This window comes from Streptomyces sp. NPDC003635 (genome assembly GCF_053587635.1).
In genome coordinates, this window is sequence record NZ_JBSFOK010000046.1 from 1 (window position 1) to 19,383 (window position 19,383).

General features: G+C 74.9%; 11 protein-coding genes. 6 read left to right on the forward strand and 5 right to left on the reverse strand.

Annotation, left to right across the window (positions count from 1 at the left end; all coding sequences use genetic code 11):
* Positions 1–489 precede the first annotated feature (489 nt).
* From ACWDRW_RS32155 to ACWDRW_RS32175, 5 genes are all read right to left on the reverse strand, one after another.
* On the reverse strand, positions 490–1,242 hold the full coding sequence (locus ACWDRW_RS32155; protein ID WP_451729351.1) for a sulfite exporter TauE/SafE family protein: 753 nt from the start codon (positions 1,240–1,242) through the stop codon (positions 490–492).
* Entirely contained in the window at positions 1,239–2,615 is a 1,377-nt protein-coding gene (locus ACWDRW_RS32160) for an MBL fold metallo-hydrolase (RefSeq protein WP_451729353.1), read from the reverse strand. The genes ACWDRW_RS32155 and ACWDRW_RS32160 overlap by 4 nt, the downstream gene beginning before the upstream one ends.
* A gap of 149 nt (positions 2,616–2,764) precedes the next feature.
* Positions 2,765–3,190, reverse strand: coding sequence for a CBS domain-containing protein (locus tag ACWDRW_RS32165; protein WP_451729356.1), 426 nt, complete (start codon positions 3,188–3,190; stop codon positions 2,765–2,767).
* A 15-nt stretch (positions 3,191–3,205) separates the two neighbouring features.
* A complete protein-coding gene (gene polX / locus ACWDRW_RS32170) occupies positions 3,206–4,924 on the reverse strand; it encodes a DNA polymerase/3'-5' exonuclease PolX (RefSeq protein WP_451729359.1) in 1,719 nt (572 codons plus the stop codon).
* 28 nt (positions 4,925–4,952) lie between these two features.
* Positions 4,953–5,615 (reverse strand): dienelactone hydrolase family protein, encoded by a 663-nt coding sequence (locus ACWDRW_RS32175; RefSeq protein WP_451729362.1) that lies wholly within the window; start codon positions 5,613–5,615, stop codon positions 4,953–4,955.
* 69 nt (positions 5,616–5,684) lie between these two features.
* Between ACWDRW_RS32175 and ACWDRW_RS32180 the strand changes: the two genes are divergently transcribed.
* From ACWDRW_RS32180 to ACWDRW_RS32205, 6 genes are all read left to right on the forward strand, one after another.
* On the forward strand, positions 5,685–6,785 hold the full coding sequence (locus tag ACWDRW_RS32180) for a CapA family protein (protein WP_451729365.1): 1,101 nt from the start codon (positions 5,685–5,687) through the stop codon (positions 6,783–6,785).
* A 96-nt stretch (positions 6,786–6,881) separates the two neighbouring features.
* Complete coding sequence (locus tag ACWDRW_RS32185; protein ID WP_451729368.1) at positions 6,882–7,736, forward strand: DUF4132 domain-containing protein; 855 nt, start codon at positions 6,882–6,884, stop codon at positions 7,734–7,736.
* Positions 7,733–12,703: a hypothetical protein gene (locus ACWDRW_RS32190; protein ID WP_451729371.1), complete on the forward strand. Its 4,971-nt coding sequence runs from the start codon at positions 7,733–7,735 to the stop codon at positions 12,701–12,703. The genes ACWDRW_RS32185 and ACWDRW_RS32190 overlap by 4 nt, the downstream gene beginning before the upstream one ends.
* Before the next feature lie 50 nt (positions 12,704–12,753).
* Positions 12,754–13,911, forward strand: a complete 1,158-nt coding sequence (locus ACWDRW_RS32195) for an AAA family ATPase (protein WP_451729374.1) — start codon at positions 12,754–12,756, stop codon at positions 13,909–13,911.
* Positions 13,912–13,915: 4 nt separating this feature from the next.
* Entirely contained in the window at positions 13,916–17,488 is a 3,573-nt protein-coding gene (locus tag ACWDRW_RS32200; RefSeq protein WP_451729377.1) for a vWA domain-containing protein, read from the forward strand.
* Positions 17,485–19,362 carry a hypothetical protein gene (locus ACWDRW_RS32205; RefSeq protein WP_451729380.1) on the forward strand — a complete coding sequence of 626 codons (1,878 nt, stop codon included), beginning with the start codon at positions 17,485–17,487 and terminating at the stop codon, positions 19,360–19,362. The genes ACWDRW_RS32200 and ACWDRW_RS32205 overlap by 4 nt, the downstream gene beginning before the upstream one ends.
* Positions 19,363–19,383: the final 21 nt, after the last annotated feature.

Here is a 19,383-nt window from a genome sequence, read left to right on the forward strand (position 1 = left end):
CCGCAGGCATCGCGGCCGGTCCCGGTCGAAGGCGTGAGCGCAGGCCCGCAGGCATCGCGGCCGGTCCCGGTCGAAGGCGTGAGCGCAGGCCCGCAGCCGTCGCGGCCGATCCCGGTCGAAGGCGTGAGCGCAGGCCCGCAGGCATCGCGGCCAATGCCGGTCGAAGGCGCGAGCGCAGGCCCGTAGGCATCGCGGCCGGTCCCGGTCGAAGGCGTGAGCGCAGGCCCGTAGGCATCGCGGCCGGTCCCGGTCGAAGGCGTGAGCGCAGGCCCGCAGCCGTCGCAGCCGATCCCGGCCGAAGGCGTGAGCGCAGGCCCGCAGCCGTCGCGGCCAATCCCGGCCGAAGGCGTGAGCGCAGGCCCGCAGCCGTCGCGGCCGATCCCGGCCGAAGGCGTGAGCGCAGGCCCGCAGGCATCGCGGCCAATCCCGACCGAAGGCGTGAGCGCAGGCCCGCAGCCGTCGCGGCCGATCCCGGCCGAAGGCGTGCCGTCACAGGAGCGCGTCTCCCGCCATCAGGACGGCCACCGCGAGCAGCGCCCAGGCGAAGGCCCGCTCAAGTGCCGACGCGGACACCTTCGCCGCCAGCCGCCGCCCGTCCCACGCCCCCAGTACGGCCGCCCCGGTGAAGGGCGCGAGGAGGGTCCAGTCCAGGCCCTCGCCGGTCCCGGCGCGCAGGGTGAGCGCGGCCAGGGCGTTGACGGTGATGACGAGAAGGCTGGTGCCCACCGCGGCCCGCATCCGCAGCCCGACGCCGGTCACCAGGGCCGGCACGGCGAGGAAACCGCCGCCGACTCCGAGGACTCCGGTGACCGCGCCGAGTCCGGCACCGACCGCCGCCGCCCGGCGGGGTCGTAGCGGACGCTCGCCCATGACCGGCTCCGTACGGCTCGCGCGGAGCATCCGGGCCGCGACCAGAGCCGTGAGGACGGCGAAGGCCCCGGTGGTCAGGGTCTGCGGGGTCCGCGCCGCGACGGCTCCGCCGAGCAGGGCCGGGCCGACTCCCGCCGCCGCGAACGCCAGCCCGGTGCGCCAGCGGACCCGTCCGTCCCGGGCGTGCGCGCACAGCGCGGTGGCGGAGGTGAGGGCCACGATGACGAGAGAGGCGGTGGTGGCCGCCGCCGGGCTGAAGCCGAGCAGATAGATCAGCGCGGGCACCGCGAGCACACCGCCGCCGCCCCCGAGCCCCCCGAGCGCCAGACCTACGACGGCCCCGGCGGCCAGGGCGAGGAGCAGCGCGGTCACGCGCCGCCCTTGACGACCACGGTGAGTCCGGCCCGTTCCGCGGCGTCGAACCCGTCGTCCACCGCGACGACCTCGCGGCCGGAGGCGTCGAGCAGGGACGCGGCGATCGCGGCGCGCATCCCGCCCGCGCAGTGCACCCACACCTCGCCCTCGGGGATCTCGTCCAGCCGCCGGTGCAGGGTGTGCAGGGGAATGTGGAGCGAGCCGTCGACGTAACCGCCGGCGCGTTCGGAGGCCCGCCGCACGTCGAGGACGACGACGTCCGCTGCCGGGCGGCGGTTCGCGAGGTCGGCGAAACCGGCCCGGGGGAAGGCGGCCGGGGTCTCGCCCGCGCGGACCCAGTCGGACGGTCCGCCGGTGGCCGCCGCGGCCGGCCGGTCGATGCCGACGCGCACCAACGCGCGCTGGGCGTCGGCCAGTTGCTCCGCCGACTCGGCGAGCAGCGTGACCGGCCTGCCCCAGGGAATCAACCAGGCGAGGTAGGTGGCGAGTTGGCCGTCGGCCTCGAAGTTGAACGAGCCCGCGACATGTCCCTCGGCGAAGGCGACCCGGCTGCGCAGGTCCACCACCCACTCCCCCGCCGCCAGCCGCGCGGCGATCTCCCCCGCGTCGGCCACGGCCGGCGCGGTGAGGTCGACCGGCTCGGGCCCGGCCGCGTTGAGGGGACCCATGTGGGCGTAGTACGCGGGTATGTCGTCCAGCCCCGCGAGCAGTTCGGCGACGAATGTGTCGACGTCGCGGGTGAGCGCCTCGTTCGCCGCCTTCTCCGTCCCGATGGTCGTGGCCTCACGCGCGGCCTGGGCGGACGAGCAGAAGCTGCCGAAACCATGGGTCGGCAACACCGGCGTCTCGTCCGGCAGTTCGGCGGCCAGGCGGTGGGCGGAGGCATGCTGGGCGCGGGCCAGTTCCTCGGTCAGCCGGGGTTCGACAAGGTCGGGACGACCGACGGTGCCGATGAGCAGGGAGCCGCCGGTGAAGGCCGCCACCGCCGAGCCGTGCTCCTCCAGGACGTAGGAGGTGTGGTGCGGGGTGTGGCCGGGCGTGGCAAGGGCACGCAGGGTCAGACCCGCCTCCACGTCGAGGGCGACGCGGTCTCCGTCGCGTACGGGGGTCCGGGCGAAGGCGACCCGGGCGCCGGCCGGGACGAGGTAGGCGGCGCCGGTCAGCCGGGCGAGTTCCAGACCGCCGGAGACGTAGTCGTTGTGCAGGTGCGTCTCGACGACATGGGTGACGCGCACCTCCCGCCGGGCGGCCTCCGCCAGCACCCGGTCGATGTCACGCGGCGGATCGACCACGACCGCCGCGCGCTCGCCGCCCGCCAGATAGCAGCGGTTGCCGAGTCCCGTCACGTCGAGGGTGTCGATGAAGAACACGTCGGGCATTCCTTTCCGAGCCAGAATTACCCCCCGGGGTATACGACGACGATAGCACGGGTACCCCCGGGGGTATTTTCGAGAGCGAGAAGGGGCCCGCGGGCGCTGACGGTGCCGAACCACCACCACGCCTGGTGGCAGCGGCACCGTCAGTGATTCGGGGCGGCCCTGCTGATGTCCGCCAGGGCGGTGTGCGGGTCCTCGGTGACGGCGAGGTCGCCGAGGGAGACCATGCCGACCGGGCAGCCGCCGTGCTCCACCACGGGCAGCCGTCGCACGGCGTGCGCGCGCATCAGCTCGACGGCGTGCTCGGTGGTGTCGTCGGGGCCAATGGTGACGACCGGCGGCCTGCTGCACACCGCCCCGACCGCCGTGGTGTGCGGGTCGGCTCCGTCGGCGACGGCCCGGACCACGATGTCGCGGTCCGTGAGCACCCCGAAGAGATCACAGTCGTACGCCACGAGGACGTCACCGACGTTGTGCTCGCTCATCACGCGGGCCGCCTTCTCCACCGTGGTCATCGGCTCGACGGCCACCGCGCCCGGCGACATCACGTCACGTATCCGATGGGTCATGAGGCACCTCTTCGGTCATCGGCCCTTGCGCAGGAAGCGGCGCAGTCGGGTCAGGGTCCAGGTGTTGATCACGTCGTCCTTGGTCAGCCAGCCGCGCTGCGCGGTCGCCACGCCGTACCGCAGGTTGGCCAGGTGGGGTACGGCATGGGCGTCGCTGTCGATCGCGAAGCGCGCGCCGTGCCGCTTGGCCCGCAGGATGTGCTCGTCGCCGAGGTCGAGCCGGTCGGGGTGGGCGTTGATCTCCAGAGCCGTTCCGGTGCGGGCGCAGGCCGCGAAGACCTCGTCGAGGTCGGCGTCGATGCCCGGCCGCTTGCCGATCAGGCGGGTGGTGGGGTGGCCGATGACGTTGACGTACGGGTTCTCGCAGGCCCGCACGAGCCGTCGCGTGAGAGCGTCCCGCCCTTGGTTGAAGTGCGAATGCACCGAGGCCACGCACAGGTCGAAACCGGCGAGGAAGTCATCGGGCCAGTCGACGCCCCCGTCCGGGCCGATGTTCAGCTCGACTCCGTGGAGCAGCCGCATGCCGCCCTTGGGCTTGAGCGCGCGCACCCGCTCCCGCTGGGCGAGCATCCGCTCGTCGGTCATGCGCTGCATGTACAGGTCGGGGCCGTGGTCGGTGATCGCGTAGTAGGCGTAGCCGCGTTCGGCGGCCGCGGTGACCATGTCCTCCAGGGAGGCCAGACCGTCGGTGAGGTCGGTGTGGGTGTGCAGATCGCCCCGCACGTCCGCCTCGGTGACCAGCTCGGGCAGTTCGCCGCGCAGGCCCGCCTCGATCTCCCCGCGGTCCTCGCGCAGCGTGGGCGGGAACCACGGCAGCCCGAGCCGCCCGTAGACGTCCTCCTCCGTGCGGGAGACGATCTTCTTGCCGCTCTCGGCGTCGAACAGGCCGTACTCGGAGAGCTTCAGCTTCTGGTGGACGGCCCGTTCCCGGATCTTGATGTTGTGCGCCTTGGACCCGGTGAAGTAGATCATCGCCGCGCCCCAGGAGTCCGGCGGTACGACGCGCAGGTCGACCTGGAGGCCCCGGTCGGTGCGCACGGACGTCTTCTTCTCGCCGTGCGCGATCACCTCGGTGACGTACGGCAGCTCGGTGAAGGCCCGCATCACCGGCCCCGAGCCGCGCGCGGCGACCAGGACGTCGATGTCGCCGATCGTCTCCCGCCCCCGCCGCAGCGACCCCGCGTAGGCGCACCGCAGGACACCGCTCAGCTCACCGAGCGCGCTGACGACGTCCTCGGCCAGATCGGCGGCCACGTCGACGAGCACCCGGTCCCCGGAGGAGCGCAGCAGGTCGATGCCGTGCAGCAGGTTCTCCTCGGTGCGCGGTCCGAAGCCCTTGAGGTCGCGCAGCTTCTCCGCGCCGATGGCGTCGGCCAGCTCGTCGACCGAGGAGATGCCCAGCTCCTCGTAGAGCGTCAGGGCCTTCTTGGGGCCGAGCGTGGGAATGGCCGTCAGCCGGCGCACCCCGGCCGGGATCTTGCCGCGCAGTTCCTCGACCGCGGCCACACTGCCGCTGCCCAGGTACTCGACGACCTTCTCGGCGATCGACTTGCCGACGTTCGGGATCTCCTTGAGCCCCTTGACGTCCAGCGTGGACACATCGGCGTGGTGGCCGCCGATCGCGCGGGCGGCCTTCTCGTAGACGCGAGCCCTGAACGCGTCTCCTCCGGTGATCGAGATCAGGTCCGCGTACTCCTGGAAGAGCGCGGCGATCTCGTCGTTGGCACGAGCCACACGTTCAGGGTAGGCACGGGGAACGACTTCAGTCCCCCGCGGAGGCCCGGACGTGGTCGGCGCACCACTGCCGGGCCACGTCGGCGACCTCGTCCAGGGCCCCGGGCTCCTCGAACAGATGGGTGGCGCCCCGCACGACATGCAGCGTGCAGGGCACTCGCAGCCGCCCCGCCGCCTCCTCGTTGAGGCGCATCACCTGCAGGTCCCGCCCGCCCACGATCAGCAGCACGGGCACCCGTACGACGGACAGGGCGTCCTCGGCCAGGTCGGGCCGCCCGCCCCGGGAGACCACGGTCAGCACACGCGCGGGACGCTCGGAAGCGGCCACCAGGGCCGCGCCCGCCCCGGTACTGGCGCCGAAGAGGGCGACCAGCAGATCCCGGGTGTCGTCCCGTCGGCCCAGCCAGTCGATCGCGGCCACCAGCCGCCGGCCCAGCAACGGGATGTCGAAACGATGCTCCCGCGTGAGGGCGTCCCGGCGCTCCTCCTCCTCGGTGAGCAGGTCCATCAGCAGCGTGCCGAGAGCGGCGGTGCGCAGCGCCTCGGCGACCCGCCGGTTGCGTGGGCTGTGCCGGGAGCTGCCGCTGCCGTGCGCGAAGAGCACGACGGCCCGCGCGGAGTCCGGTACGACGAGGTCGCCCGCCAGTTCTACGCCCGGGCCCGCGGGCACGACCACAGAGTGGGAGATCATCACCATCGCTCCCTTCCACACCTCCCGGGTTCCTCCGATCCGGCCGGGCAACCGGCCTACCGTGGAGACATGGGCGGCGACGCGGTGACGCTGTTCCTGTGCGGCGATGTGATGCTCGGGCGCGGCGTCGACCAGATCCTCGCGCACCCGTGCGATCCGGGCCTGCGCGAGCCGTACGTGCACGACGCCCGCGACTACGTCCGGCTCGCGGAGTCGGTCAGCGGCCCGGTGCCCGCCCCGGTGCCGCCGTCCTGGCCGTGGGGCGAGGCCCTGCCGGTGCTGGAGGCGACCGCCCCGGACGTGCGGATCGTGAACCTGGAGACGTCGGTCACCGGCGGCGGCGCCTTCGCGCCCGGCAAGGAGATCCACTACCGGACGCATCCCGACAACCTGGCCGCCCTGGCCGTCGCCCGGCCCGACGTCTGCGTCCTCGCCAACAACCACGTCCTGGACTTCGGCCGCTCCGGACTGACGGAGACGGTGGACTGCCTGACCCGCGCCGGACTGCGGACGGCGGGCGCCGGCCGGGACGCGGCAGAGGCGTACGCGCCGGCCGTGGTCCCGCTCGCCGGCGGACGCCGGGTGCTGGTGTTCGCACTCGGGATGCGCTCCAGCGGCGTCCCGCCCTGGTGGGCGGCGACCGACGAGCAGCCCGGGGTGGCGTACGTGCCCGCTCCGACGCCGGCCGCGGCGAGGCAGGTCGTTGAGCGGATACGGCGGTTCCGGCTCCCCGGCGACCTCGTGGTGGTGTCGGTGCACTGGGGGTCCAACTGGGGCTACGGCGTGCCCCGGAACCAGATCGCCTTCGCGCACGCCCTGGTGGACGGCGGCGTCGACCTCGTCCACGGGCACTCCTCGCATCACCCGCGTCCGGTGGAGGTGTACCGGGAGCGGCTGATCCTGTACGGCTGCGGGGACTTCGTCGACGACTACGAGGGCATCGGCGGATTCGAGCAGTACCGGGACGACCTCCGGCTGATGTTCCTCGTCACGCTCGCGGCCCGCAGCGGCCGGCTGACCGGGCTCAGCATGGTGCCGCTGCGGGCCCGGCGGATGCGGCTCGAACGGGCGGCGGCACGGGACCGGGCGTGGCTGCGCGAGACGCTCGAGCAGATCAGCGACGACGTCCGCCTCCTGCCTGCCGACGACGGGTCACTGACCCTGGCATGAGCGGTTCCCGCGCAGGTCAAGGACCCCGGCGGGGCATTGTCAGTGGTCTCGCCTAGAGTTCCGGTCACTTGATCACCGAAGTGCGGGGAGGCACCTGTGGGGTGGGTGACGGCGGGCGACTACGAGGTCGCGCTGGACGCGGGGAAGGTAGTGTGCCGCAACGCGGCCGGACGGCGGCTGAAGTCGGTGCCGGCCAAACTCGCCGACGATCCCGCGGTGGTGGGGCTGCGGCAGCTCGCCGAGTGGCTGGAGCGGCACGAACGGCAGTGCCTGACCGACGTCGAGCGCTGGATGGTGCGCTCGCTTCCGGTGCCGCTCCCGGTCATCGCCCGGGTGTGGCCGGACCCCGCGTGGCAGAGCGCCCTGCGCGACCTCGTCGTGACGGGCCCGGACGGTGAAGTGGCCGGATTCCTGCGCGACGCCGACCCCGACCGCGGACTCGGTCTCGTCGACCTCGACGGCGACACCGTGCGCATCAGCCCCGACCTCGTCCGCATCCCGCACCCGGTGCTCCTCGACGATCTGGAGGAACTGCGGGAGTTCGCCGTCGAACTCGGCGTCGAGCAGCGGGCCCAGCAGCTCTTCCGCGAAGTGTGGCGGCGCCCGGACACCGTCGACACCGAGGCGACGGCCGTCGACGAATACTCGGGCGGTTCGTTCAAGGAACTGCGCTTCCTGGCCGGCCGGACCACCCAGCTCGGCTACCGCGTCCGCGGCGGCGACGCCGTCTGCTCGCTGCGCGAGGACGGCCGCGCGATCGAGGCCCGCGTCTGGATCGGCGACTACGAGTCCTACTACGAGACCGAGACAGGACCGCTGACCTGGGCAGACGGCAGCGGCCGGGCACTGAGGCTCGGTCAGGTCGGGCCGGTCGCCTGGTCGGAGGGCATGCGCATGGCGGCCGCGCTCTACGCGGGCCGTGACATCGAGGACGAGGAGCAGGCCGCATGAGCACGTACGACGAGACCACCGCGGCCGCGCTGCTGGAGGCGGGCGCCGTCCTGCCGCCGGGTTCCACCACCCGCGAGGACGCGGACACCCTCACCGTCCGCACGTACACCCACCCGGCGTTGGACGACCGGCAGGTCGTCCGCCTGGTGCCGGGCACCCTCGGCGACGCCGAGGACCTGGCCCTGGAGTTCCTGGGTCTGGCCCGTGAGCCGGAGGCGCCCGAGGTCGGCCAGGTGCGCCGCGAGACGCTCGGCTTCCCGGCCTGGGCGCTGGTGAACGACCCGGCCAACGGCCACCACGCGCTGGCCCTGGTCAAGGACGTCGAACGGCTCGCCCGGCAGGCCAAGTCCCGCCCCGGCACCGCCAAGGAGGGCTTCGAGCAGCTGGGCGAGCGCCTGGGACGGGCCGTCCCGCACTTCCTGCCGACCTTCTACGAGCAGGCGGCGCGGATCTTCCTCGGGCACGAGAACACGACCTACGCGGCGGCCTTCTTCGGCAAGGCGCGCGCGGCGGAGCGCGTGCACGCGCTCGCCGTGGACGAGGACCGGCAGCGTGCGGTGTTCCTGGAGTTCGCGTTCGCCGGGGCGCTGACGGTCAAGGCGCTCAAGGAGCATGTGAAGGACCTGTCCCGCCGTCTCGACCCCGGTGAGGCGTGGTCGCAGTACCGGCAGTTGACGGTGGAGCGCTGCGCCGCGGGCATGCCGCCGTACGCCTCGCTGCCGCAGGACGCCCGCGGTCTGATCAAGGCCGCGGGTCTGTCCCGGTCCGTCGAGGAGGGCTCCCTGGTCGCCGACCTGATCGCCTCCCCGGCGGCGGTGCGCGCCCCGGCCTCCTTCTGGAACACCTACCGGGCCACGCTGGCGGTGCTCGCCAAGGAGCGCCCCGCCGTACGTCTTCGGCTGCTGGAGATCATGCCGAACGGCCTCGGACGGTCCGTCGAGGACGACGAGTTCTGGCTGGCGGTGCTCGCGGAGAGCGGCGCGGACCTGCTGCTCACCGGTGAGGATGCCGAGAGCGCGGGTGAGGTCGACGCGGCCGACTGGCTCGGGCGGTGGGCGCTGCACCGCAAGCACGGGGCCACGTGGTGCGGACGGTCCCCCGCCACCCTGGCGCTCGTCGAGCGCATGGCGCCGCGGCTGCGGGCCGACGGCCGCGCGGTCGACCTGTTCACGGGCCGCTGGCACGCCGGAGCCGACCTGGACCTGCTCGACCTGTGCGCGGCGCAGGGCGTCCCGCTGGCCGTGCCCGACGCGGAGACCCGCGTCCATCTCGCCCTGGACCGCTGGCTGCGCGACGACCGCCCCGGCCGCCGCGACCTCACGGCCACCGCCGCGGACCCCCGCCTGCGCCGCCTGCTCTACGAGGCGATCGGCACCCTGGGCAGTGACCGTTCCCTGTCCGACCTGCTGACGGGCCTGGCCGACCATCCGGTGCTGGGCGAAGTCCTGGGCGAGTGGCTGGCGGACTCGGCCACGGAGTTCACCGAGGCGACCGGCCTGCCCGACGCCCGTACCGCGCTGGAGCGGCTGCGGCCCTTCCGCCCGGTGGCGTTCCGCGTCCACGCCGAGGCCGTCGCCCGGGTCGCCGCCCACGACATCGCGCCGCTGCTCGGCCGTACGCTGCGCGCGGGCATCCTGGACGAGCTGGGCTGGCCCGCCCTCGAGGAGGCGCTGCGGATCCTCGACTCCGAGACCCGGGACAAGGGCCCGTTCAACGAGCTGGCGGTCAACGAGGCCTGGCCCGCGCTGATCGTCTCCCGCGGCCACAAGGCCGTGGTCGTCGGCCCGGAGAAGGTACTGCTCGAACACGACCTGCGGCTGCCCGCCGGGCTGGACCGCTGGAGCCGCCCGCAGTTCCGCTGGGCCGACGGCGAGCTGCTGGTGATGTGGCGGCACGACGGCAAGCAGTCCGCCTACTGGTCGTCCCGCCCGGCCGAGGTGTTCACGCTGGGCGGCGAGCAACTCGGCTACTGGTACGGCCGTTACATCGGCTCCCCTTCCCTCCCGCTGCCCGGTGGCGGCCGGGCCACCGGAGGCCGCACCCTCCATCCCGGTGACACCGTCCTGCCCCCGAGCCGTCCCGTCATCGGCGACGGCACCACACTGTGGCGCCAGGGCAGGCAGGGACGGCAGGAGGCGTGGCTGGAGTACGACCCGGCGACCGGCACCCACGGGCGTGCCTCCCTGCCGGCCTTCCTGCGGTGCGCCATCCGCGACGACGCGCGGCTGGAACAGTTCCTGTGCGAGGTACTGCCGCTGCAACCCGGCCTCGAGAACAGCCCGTTCGGCACCGACGGCACCGTGCTGGGGCACTGGGTGCGCACCGAGGGGACGGGCAAGGAGGCGCTGACGACCGCCGGCACGCCGGACGGCCGGACCGTCACCATGCGGCGGGCCCGCGGAGTTCCGGTGGGCGCGCTGCGGCTGCCCGGCGGCGCCGAGCCCGTCGTCGCGATGGCCGACGCGCAGATGGCGCTGTTCGCGACCGACGGCGGCCTGCTCGGCCGGGTGACGGTGGGCGAGCGGGGCAGCGAGTTCGCGGCCGGCACCCGCTATGTGCCGCCCACGGCGTTCTGGCACGCCCTGCGCCCCAGGGACGAGCGCGGATCGGCCGCGCTGCGGGCCCTGAGCGACGAGCGGGCGACCGAGCTGCTGCGCGCCGCCGCCGTGGCCCTGGCGGAGCGTCAGGATCAGCTGACCGCGGCCGGTGACAGCCCCGCCCGGGCCCAGGTGCCGGCCGCGGACGAGTTCATCCGGCGGGCCGTGGCCTCGACCGTTCCGGAACTCACCGACGAGCGGCTGCGCATCGGCGTCGGCGCCCTGGTCCGCGCCACGCTGTGGCTCCTCGACTCGGCGACCGCCTTCGCGACGCCCCCGGTCGAGCGGGCGCGACCCGATCGGCGCCGCACCGAGGGCATGTTCGCCGACTACAGCCCCCGCCACGGCGACGACCGGACGCTGCGCGACGCCACCGGCGCCATCGCCTCCCTGTGGGGCGGCTGGGGCGGTGAGAACAGGTGGACGGTACTGCGCCAGATCCGCGCGGTGAACCACGTCCTGTCCGGGCACCCCGCCGACGGCAAGCCGCTGCCCGCCGAGAACGGCCGTCCGGCCCCGCTCGGCGACGGCTGGCTCAGCGAGGAGCACACGATCCCGGCCATCGGCACGGTCTGGCCGTCGCTGCTGGGTCTGCTGCGCCCGCTCGCCTACCGGGCCGCCCTGCCGACCCTGCCGGAGGGCCAACGGGAAGCGCTCCTCCTGCTGTTGGAGGCCATCGCCGAGGGCCCGCTCGCCACGCCCGGGGAGAGCCTGCGCGAGATCGTCCTCGGCGAACCGCACGACAAGCAGCAGCGGGTCGGGCAGGTGCTGCGCCAGGACGGCCGTACCGTCGTCGTCCTCGGCTGCCAGAACGTCGACACCGCCCGCGGCCGGGTGAACTGGCTGGCTCTGGACCACGATCCGTCCGGCGCGTTCGGCGCGGTCGCCCACTTCACCCTGGAGAGCGAGACACGGCACGCGCAGGCGTTCCCCGCCGAAGGGCTCGCCGCCGTCACCCGACTGATCCGGGACAAGGGCGCCGCGCCCTGGCGGGCCGAGGCCGTCGAGGCGTTGGCCGCGGCGACGGGCGGCGGGCTCGGCCCGCTCCAGGCGACCGTGCTGCTCGCGGGCCGCCCGAGCGACCGCGACCCCCACGCGCTCGCCGTGACGGGCCTGAAGCCGCGCCAGATGGACCAGGCGAACGGCATGCTGGGCTCGCTCCCGGCGGAGGCCCGTAACGCCCTGATCGCGGCTCTGCTGCCCGCCGACCCCGCCGACCTGTGGACGACCGGCCCGGACGTCGAGGCCGCGGGCCGGGTGTACGCCGAGCGGCTGGGCTCCGTCGTCCGGCTGCCCGAGGAACTGACGGCCGACCTCGCCGGTCTGCCCTGCGGCACCGGCGAGCAGGTGCTCAACCCGGGGCGCACGCCCTGGATCAGCCGCACCACCGTCCTGCGTACCGACAAGGACGGCAACCTGGTACCCGAGGACCCGTCGGCCCTGCCCGGCCGGTACGAGTTGACGGCCGCCGAATCGAGCCTGGCCTGCCTCGCCTACGCCCTCCCGTACGGGTACCCGCTGCGCGCCGCGCTCCCGGAGGGCCTCGCCGCCCTGCGGCGCCGGATCGCCGATCCGGAACTGATGCTGCAACTCGACGTCGACTGGACGGAGAAGGGCAGCTCGGTCGCGGTGGAGGTGCGCAAGGCGTACGGCCTCCCGGAGACCGGCGGGGCCGACGCGCAGGGCCTGACCCGGGCCGGCGAGGCGCTGATCCTGCGCCCGTGGCACGGCGACGTGGAGGGCACCTGGGTCCGCCCGGCGGGCCTCACCGGCCCGGACGACGCCGTGTTCGGTCTCCTCGAAGGGCTCGTGGGGCCGAACCGGGGGGCCGGTCTACGGTCGTTGCGGGCACTGCTCTCCGACGACCTGACCCGGGCCGTGACGGCGGGCACCGACCCCGCCGGGCCCGTCGGCCACGCCCAGGACCCCACCGTCAGCGTGCCCGAGCTGGTCACCGAGGTCGCCGCGACGCACGGCCTGAGCGAGGACGCGGCGGCGCTCTACCTCCAGCTGCTCACCCTGCCCGACCCGACGGACCGCAACTGCGCCCGCTGGACCGGCTGGCGGCCCGCCCGCCTGAAGCAGGCGCGCGCGGAACTGGCGGCGACCGACCTGGTCGTCGAGGCCAAGCGCCCCCGGGCCGGACGCACCCTCTTCCTGCCCGGCGGCTGGCGCGACCTGAAGGATTCCGCGCTGCCGGTGGAGACCTGGAAGGAGAACCTGTACCCGGTCCGCGACAACCTGCGCGCGGTCCCGCGGCTCCCGCTGCCCGAACTGTTCGCCCGCGCCTGGCAGCGCGTCCGCGACGGCGACACCCCGGCCTACGAGGAACTGACCACGCGGGCCACGCGCAAGGGGCGGCGCCGATGACGACCACCCCGACCCGTCCGCACTCCGACCGACCGGAAGAACCTCTGACGATGCCCACCGCTCCCACTCGCCAGATCGTCCCGCCCGAGGATCTGTACACCGCCGAGCTGGCCTTCCTCGCCGCGTACGACGCCGGGCCGCGGCCGCCCGCGTGGCGGCTCACGCCCCGTGCCGTCGTCACGTTCGTCATGGGCAGCGGCGGCCGTGCGCTGAGGCTTCCCGACGACGCCGAGGCGCCGGACGGGGTGCCGCGGCGGCTGGAGGTGTCCGCGAAGTTCGTGGGCGACCGGGCGCTGGTCGAGCGGTGTGTCGTCACGCTCGCCGGTGAGCGCGGGCTGCTGCTGGTCGGTGAGCCGGGTACCGCCAAGTCGATGCTGTCCGAACTGCTGTCGGCCGCCGTGTGCGGCACCAGCGGACTGGTCGTGCAGGGCACCGCGGGCACGACCGAGGACCAGCTCAAGTACGGCTGGAACTACGCCCTGTTGCTCGCCCAGGGCCCCAGCCGCCAGGCCCTCGTGCCCTCGCCCGTCCTGACCGCCATGACCCGCGGCGGCATCGCCCGGGTCGAGGAGGTCACCCGCTGTCTGCCCGAGGTGCAGGACTCGCTGGTCTCGCTGCTCTCCGAGCGGCGGATCGCGGTGCCCGAACTGGCGGGCGGCGAGGACTCGTTGGCGCACGCCGCGCCCGGCTTCAACCTCATCGCCACCGCCAACCTGCGCGACAAGGGCGTCTCGGAGATGTCCGCCGCGCTCAAGCGCCGCTTCAACTTCGAGACGGTCGGACCGATCGCGGACCTCGACGCCGAGACCGCCCTGGTGCGCAGCCAGGCACGGGCCTCGGTGGAACGCGCCGGAGCCGATTTCCAGGTGGACGACGCGGTGCTGGAGGCGCTGGTGACCGCCTTCCGTGATCTGCGGGAGGGCCGGTCGGCGGAGGGCTGGGAGGTGGAGCGGCCGTCCACCGTGATGAGCACCGCGGAGGCGGTGTCCGTGGCGGGCGCGCTGGGTCTCGCCGCCGCGTACTTCCCGGGCGACCACGATGTGCTGGGACTGCTGCCCGGCCATCTGCTCGGCGTGGTCCGCAAGGACGACCCGGCCGACGCGGCCCGGCTGCGCGGCTACTGGGACGGCCCGGTCCGGCGGCGGGCCGAGCAGGGCAGTGCCACGTGGCGCACCCTGTGGGACCTGCGCACAGTGCTGGAGGGCTGAGGAAGTGCCCCTCTCCCCCGACGAGGCCGTGACGGCCCTCACCGACCCGGCGGCGCCGTACCTCATCGGCGTACGGCATCACGCGCCGTCACTCGCCGCGGCCGTGCCCGCGCTGCTGGACGCGGCGAAGCCGGACGTGGTGCTCGTCGAGCTGCCCGCCGAGATGCAGGAGTGGCTGCCGTGGCTCGGCCACGAGGAGACCCGGGCGCCGGTGGCTCTCGCGGCGGCGCCGGCGGACGGGGGCGGTGGCCCGGCGTTCTACCCGTTCGCCGACTTCTCGCCGGAACTGGCCGCGGTGCGCTGGGCGGCCCGGCACGGCGTCCCGGTGGTCGCGTGCGATCTGCCGCTGGCGGACCGCGCGTGGGGCGAGGGACGAGGGCCGGCGGGATCGCCGTCGACGGGTCCCGGCATCGCGGACGCGCTGCGTTCCCGCCTGACCGGCCGCCCCGGGGACGACCTGTGGGACCGCCTCGTGGAGGCCACCGCCCCGGGCTCCCCGCCGGAAGCCCTGCGCCGAGCGGCCCTGCTCACCGGGTGGGCCCTTCGCGAGGACGCGGCACGCTCGGGGGGCGTTCCGGAACTGGACCTGCGCCGCGAGCACTGGATGCGGGCATGTCTGGCGACGGCCATCGCGGGCGGGCAGCGGGCGGCGGCGGTCGTGGGGGCGTTCCATGCTCCGGCGCTGGTGGGGACATCGGAAACGGGCGCGCTGGTCGACGGCGCCCCCGACGCGCCGACGCCGGTGGCGGGCGAGCCGGCTGCGGATGCCCTCGACGTGCCCGCTTTGAAGGGGAGTTGGACCACCTCCCTCATCCCCTACACCTACGCGCTCCTCGACGAGCGGTCCGGGTATCCCGCCGGTATCCGGGACCCGGAGTGGCAGCACCTGGTGCTTCGGGCGGCGGGAGATCCGGGCGCGCTGGAGGAGGCGCTGACGCGGGCGGCCGTGGAGGTGTGTGCCGAACTCCGGTCGCTCGGGCATCCCGCGGGGCCCGCCGACGCGCGGGAGATCAGCCGGCTGGCCGGTGACCTGGCCCGGCTGCGGGGGCTGCCCGCCGCGGGGCGCGGCGAGTTGGTCGAAGCGGTGCAGACGGTGCTCGCGCAGGGTGAGCCGTACGGCCGGGGGCGGGCCGTGGCCCGGGCGATGGAGCGCGTGCTGGTGGGGACCCGCGTCGGACGGCCCGCGCCCGGCGCACCCCGCAGCGGTCTCGCCCCGGCGGTGGAGGCGGAGCTGTCCGCACTCGGCCTGCCCGGCCCGGGCGCCGACGGCACCGCGCGTGATCTGCGGCTCGATCCGCTGCGCTCCGACCTCGACCGTCGGCGCGAGCTGCTGCTGCGTCGCCTGACGGTGTGCGGGGTGCCGTACGCGCAGGCGCGGGAGGTGACCGGGGCGGGCGGTGCCGAGGCGCTCACCTCGCGCTGGGAGGTGCGCTGGACCCCGGCGACGGCGGCGATGCTGACCGCGGCCGGCGTCCGCGGAGTCACCCCGGCGCAGGCCGCCGAGGGCGTGCTGCGCGAGCGACGGAAGGGGGAGCGGGACGAGGGCGGCGCCACGGCCGACCAGACGCTGCGGGGCCTGCGGGAAGCGGCGGAGTGCGGCCTGCCCGCGCTCGCGGACGAACGGCTCACCGACGTCGCCGACGTGCTCCCCCAGTCCGGCACGCTGCCCGAACTCCTCGCCGGTCTGGCCCTGTTGGACCAGCTGCACGCCGGTCACATCCCCGGGCTCGGCGCCGACGAGGACCGTACGACCCGGGCCGCGGCCGTGGCCGAGCTGCTGACCTCCGCCGCGGTGCGCCAGGTGGACGGACTGACCGGTTCCGAGGACCCGGCCGACGCCCACGCCCTGCTCGAACTCGCGCACCGAGCAGACCAGTTGGGCGGAATCCGGCTCACCGACGCCCTGGCCCGGCTCGCCGCCGACGGCTCCCCGCTGATGCGCGGCGCCGCCGGAGCCGTTCGTGTCCTGCTCGGACACGAGGCACCCGACGCCCTGGGGGGCCGTATCGCCTCCTGGGTCGACTCGGCCACCGCCCCGGAGTCCCGCTCGGAGCTCACCGCCCGTCTGACGGGCGTCCTGACCGCCGCCGGACCGCTCCTGGAGTCGGCGCCCGCCGCGCTGGAACCGCTGCTGAGCCGGGTGGCGGAGCTGCCGGACCGGGAGTTCCTCGACCGGCTGCCCGCCCTGCGCGGCGGCTTCGACACGCTCAGCCCCGCGGCCCGCGAACGCCTCCTCGGCGCCGTCGACGATCGCCTCGGCACCTCGGTCGGCGTCACCGACACCGGCGGCGTCGACCCGGCCGCGCTCGCCACGTGGACGCGGGCGGACCTGGCGGCCCGGGGTGAACTGGACCGGCTGGGCCTGCTTTCGAACCCTCGGTCGGCAGACGACGAAAAGGCGGCCGGACGAGTCGCTCCGTCAGTGCCGGGCCTCTCCCAGGAGCCGTCGGCCCCCTCCCCGGCGGACCACCGCCTCTCCCCCACCGACCGCTGGCGTCTCGTCCTGGGTCGGCGGGCCGATCAACTGCCGCGTTCCGCCGCCGGGTTGGCGACCGCCCTGGACGAGCTGTACGGCACCGGTCGCGGCGAGGGCAGCAGAGGCGGCTTGCCCGGGGCGGCGGGTGGCGGCGGCCGGGAGGCGCCGTACCCGGGTGTGCGGGAGTGGTCCGAGGAACTGGCCGCGCTGTTCGGGCCCGGGATCCGGGAGGAGGTGCTGGCGGCAGCCGCCGCCTCGGGGCGTACCGATGTGCTGGCCGAGCTCGATCCGGACCGTGCGCGGCCCTCCGTCGACCTGTTGCGCACGGTGCTCATGCACGCGGGAGGACTGCCCGAGGCGCGCCTGGCCGCGCTGCGTCCGCTGGTGCGCCGCCTGGTGGAGGCGCTGACCCGGGAGCTGGCCACACGGCTGCGCCCGGCCCTGCACGGCACGGCGCTGCCCCGCCCGAGTCGTCGGCCGGGCGGCGGCCTGGACCTGCCGCGCACCCTGCGCGCCAACCTGGCGACCGCGCGGCGCGGCCCGGACGGCCGGGTCGTGGTCGTCCCGGAGCGCCCGGTGTTCCGTACCCGGGCGAAGCGGGCCGCCGACTGGCGGCTGATCCTGGTCACCGACGTGTCGGGGTCCATGGAGGCGTCCACGGTCTGGGCGGCGCTGACCGCCTCCGTGCTGGCCGGGGTGCCGACCCTGTCCACGCACTTCCTCGCCTTCTCCACGGAGGTCATCGACCTCACCGGCCATGTCGACGACCCGTTGTCGCTGTTGCTCGAGGTCAGCGTGGGCGGCGGCACGCACATCGCCGCCGGGCTGCGACACGCGCGCGAACTGGTCACCGTGCCGTCCCGCACGCTGGTGGTGGTCGTCAGCGACTTCGAGGAGGGCTATCCGCTCGGCGGACTCCTCGCCGAGGTGCGCGCCCTGGTCGGGGCCGGCTGCCACGTGCTGGGCTGCGCGAGCCTCGACGACGCGGGCCGACCCCGCTACTCCACCGGCGTGGCGGGACAGCTCGTCGCCGCGGGCATGCCGGTGGCCGCCCTCAGTCCGCTCGAACTCGCCCGCTGGGTAGGAGAGAAGATCGCATGAGCCCGGGCCTTCCGCCGGTCGCCCCGGAGGTGACCGCAGAACTGGTCGGAGCGTTGTCGCCCCGGCTGCGCAAGCGGCTGGACGCGGGGATCGCCAAGTTGGCGGCCCGGCCGGTCGTCGTCGACGGCGACACGGTACGCCTCGCCGTCGACGACGACACCGACCTCGAACTGCACGCCCCGGGCGGGGTGGTGACCAGCGCGGGCGCGATCCGCTGCGGGTGCCTGCTGGCACCGGACTGCCTGCACCGCGCGGCGGTGGCGTCGGCGGCGCCGATCGCCTCGGAGACGCAGACGGGTCCGGGCACGTCGGAAGAGGCTGACGCGGCACCTGACACAGGCCAAGCGCCGGACCCGGCACCCGGGTCGGAATCGACGCCCGAGTCGGCGTCGGCGCCCCGGTCGAAATCGGCCACCGAACCGACAGCTACCCCCGACCGGACTTCCGCCCCCGACCCGACGGCCACCCCCGCCCCGGCCGTCGCCCCCGATCAGCTCGCCGCCACCCCCGCCCAACTCACGGCCGCCCGTGCCCTGCGCGAAGCCGCCGCCGCCGTGCTCGACGCCGGTACGGACGGGTCCGGAGCCGTGCTCCAGGCGGAGTTGCTGCGCGCGGCGCATACCGCGCGGCTCGCCGGGCTGCCCCGGGCCTCGGCCTCGGCGGTCGCCGCCGTCACCGCCCTGCGCGCGGCGCGCGGCGCGGATCCGTCGTACCGGCTCACCGACCTCGTCGCCCGGCTGCACGCAGTCCTGAGCGCTGCGCATCGCGTCCCGCGCGCCACGGGCCCGGAGTTGGCCGCGCTGAGGGGCAGCGTCCGCCAGCCCTACACCCCGGACGGGTCCTTGCGGCTGTACGGCCTGTTCTCGGAACCCGTGCTCACCGCGACCGGCTACGCGGGCGCCGTGACCTGGACCGCCGACGCCGAGGGCCGCCTGTACACGGTGTCCGACGTGGCGCCGGGCGGGGCGGGCCGGGCGGTCGGGGCGGCCGAGCGTGCCGTACGCGTCGGCGATACGGCGTTGTCCCACCGGGAGTTGTCCCGCGCGGGACTCGCCGTGTCCGGGGCGACCGTGTCGCCGACGGGACGGCTGGGCGCGGGAAAGGGGGTACGGGCGGTGCGCGCGTCCGGGGCGGCCTGGGACGGCGAGCCACTGGACCGGCTGTGGCGCGTGCCGGTCGCGGAGCAGGCGGTGCGCGCGCTGACCGAGGACGGGCACGGCCTGCTGTTCCTGGAGGTCACCCTGGTCGGCGCGGTCCGTGAGGCGGCGGGCGACTGTCTGCTGGCCGACTGCGCGGGGCTGACGGTCCGCCTGGCCGCCGCCCATGACGACCCGGCGCTGCCGTACCGCGACAACCTACGGCTGCTCGCCGCGGCGCCGGGCACCCGCCTGCGCGTCGTCGCCCGCCTCACCCCGGCCCCGCTGGCCCGCGCCCTCCTGCTGGCCACCAGCCACCCCACCGACCCCGACGCCCGCATCGACCTCGGCTTCGACCGACTCCAGCGCGCCGACCTGCCGACGGCCGTGTCGACGTCGCCCGTGGGCCCGTCGCCCAGCGCCGACGAACCACCGCTGCACCTGCTCCGCCGACGAGTTCAGCAGGCGAGCTCCGGGGGCCGACGCGTCCTGGCCTTCCCCGGCGACAGCGCCGCCGACAGTCGGCGCCTGCGCCGGCTGGGACTGGCCACGGCCGGAGACCTTCTCGACGAACTGCACGCGGCGGCGGCCGAGCGGGACCGGGATGTCTTCGGGCGTCTCGTCCCGGCCGATCTCGACCGCTTCGCCCGGGCCTGGCTGGCGGCGGCCCACTACACGTCGGAGGTCGACCGGGCTCTGTGCGCGGCGGCATGGGGAGCGGAGCCCCGGGTCATGTGACACGCGGCTGCCGGAACCACG